This is a genomic window from Prescottella subtropica (assembly GCF_005434945.1).
Taxonomy (GTDB): Bacteria; Actinomycetota; Actinomycetes; order Mycobacteriales; family Mycobacteriaceae; genus Prescottella; species Prescottella subtropica.
The window spans coordinates 1-1,319 of the sequence record NZ_SKCH01000063.1 but is presented as its reverse complement, the minus strand read 5'-3'; the positions used below and the strand labels follow the sequence as shown (position 1 = coordinate 1,319).

The 1,319-nt window shown below is 67.0% G+C and carries 1 protein-coding gene and 1 pseudogene; both read left to right on the top strand.

Features of this window, described 5'->3' with window-relative positions; translation table 11 throughout:
- Nucleotides 1-85: 85 nt before the first annotated feature.
- Nucleotides 86-442 (top strand): annotated as a pseudogene (locus E0497_RS21145) (transposase family protein); the annotation flags it as partial.
- 77 nt (nt 443-519) lie between these two features.
- Nucleotides 520-1,293: an ISAs1 family transposase gene (locus E0497_RS20325; protein WP_241666000.1), complete on the top strand. Its 774-nt coding sequence runs from the start codon at nt 520-522 to the stop codon at nt 1,291-1,293.
- Nucleotides 1,294-1,319: the final 26 nt, after the last annotated feature.

Below are 1,319 nucleotides of genomic sequence, written 5' to 3'. Positions count from 1 at the left end.
CCCGGAAAGGTCCGATGAGGCGGCTGTGACCTGCGGATTCGCGGAGGCAGGGCCGGTGTTTTGAGGGTGTGACCTACCGGCTTGGATGGAAGTTGCGAAGCACCCAGCCGAAACCGGAGGTCACACCCGTATGTCATCTTCCCCGACACTGTCTGTTGCCGTGCACCCGGCCGACCACGACCACTTGTTGGCGGTGTTCGAGTCGGTGCCTGATCCGCGGGACCGCCGCGGGATCCGCTATCCGCTGGCCGGTGTTCTCGCGCTCGCGGTGACCGCGACGCTCGCCGGTGCTCGCTCGTTCACGGCGATCGGGCAGTGGGCCGCCGACCAGGCCGCCGAGGTGCTGTCCGCGTTCGGAATCACCGGTGGAGCGGTGCCTGACGAGTCGACGCTGCGGAAGTTGTTCGCCCGCCTCGACGCCGACGCCCTCGATGCGGCGTTGGGTGTGTGGATGGGGGTACCGCCCTGCACGAAGTGCTTGGGGGAGGGACGAGATCGCTCGTCGTCGGCGGGCGACGGGTGCTTGCGATCGACGGGAAAACCGTGCGCGGCGCCCGTAACCGTTCCGACCAGACGAGTGTGGCTCCGCATCTGGTGGCGGCGTTCGACCACGCCGCCGGCGTGGTCCTCGGGCAAGTTTGTGTGGCGGCGAAGAGCAACGAGATCCCCGCGGCGAGAACACTGTTGGCCCTGTTCGACCTCGACGGGGTGGTGGTGACGATGGACGCCCTACACACCCAGATCGACACCGCAGCCCTGATCACCGCAGCCGGCGGCGACTACGTGTTCACCGTGAAAAAGAACATGCCGACCCTGTTCGATCACCACGAGATGCTGCCCTGGCCGAACATCCCGGCGACCCGGTCGACGACGATCGGACACGGCAAGAGAGTCACCCGCACCATCCGGGTTGCCACGGTCCCGGACTGGATCGACTTTCCCGGCGCCGCGCAGGTCGCCCAGGTCCGCCGCACCGTCACGAAGAAGGGCCGCAAGACCGTCGAGGTGGTCTATCTGATCACCTCCGCCGACCACATCGCGGCACCACCGGAGGTCCTCGCCGGTTGGATCCAAGGACATTGGGGCATCGAGAACCGCCTGCACTGGGTTCGGGACGTCGCCTTCGCCGAGGACCTCCCCCAGGTCCGCACCGGACACGCGCCACGGATCATGGCAACCTGCCGCAACCTCGCGATCGGCCTCCTCCGCCTCGCCGGCTGGACCAACATCGCCGAAGGGTTACGCCACCATGCCAGGCATCCGGATCACGCTGCTGCACTGGTTCTGACCTGAGGAAATGGGACTATTCCGGAGCCCTG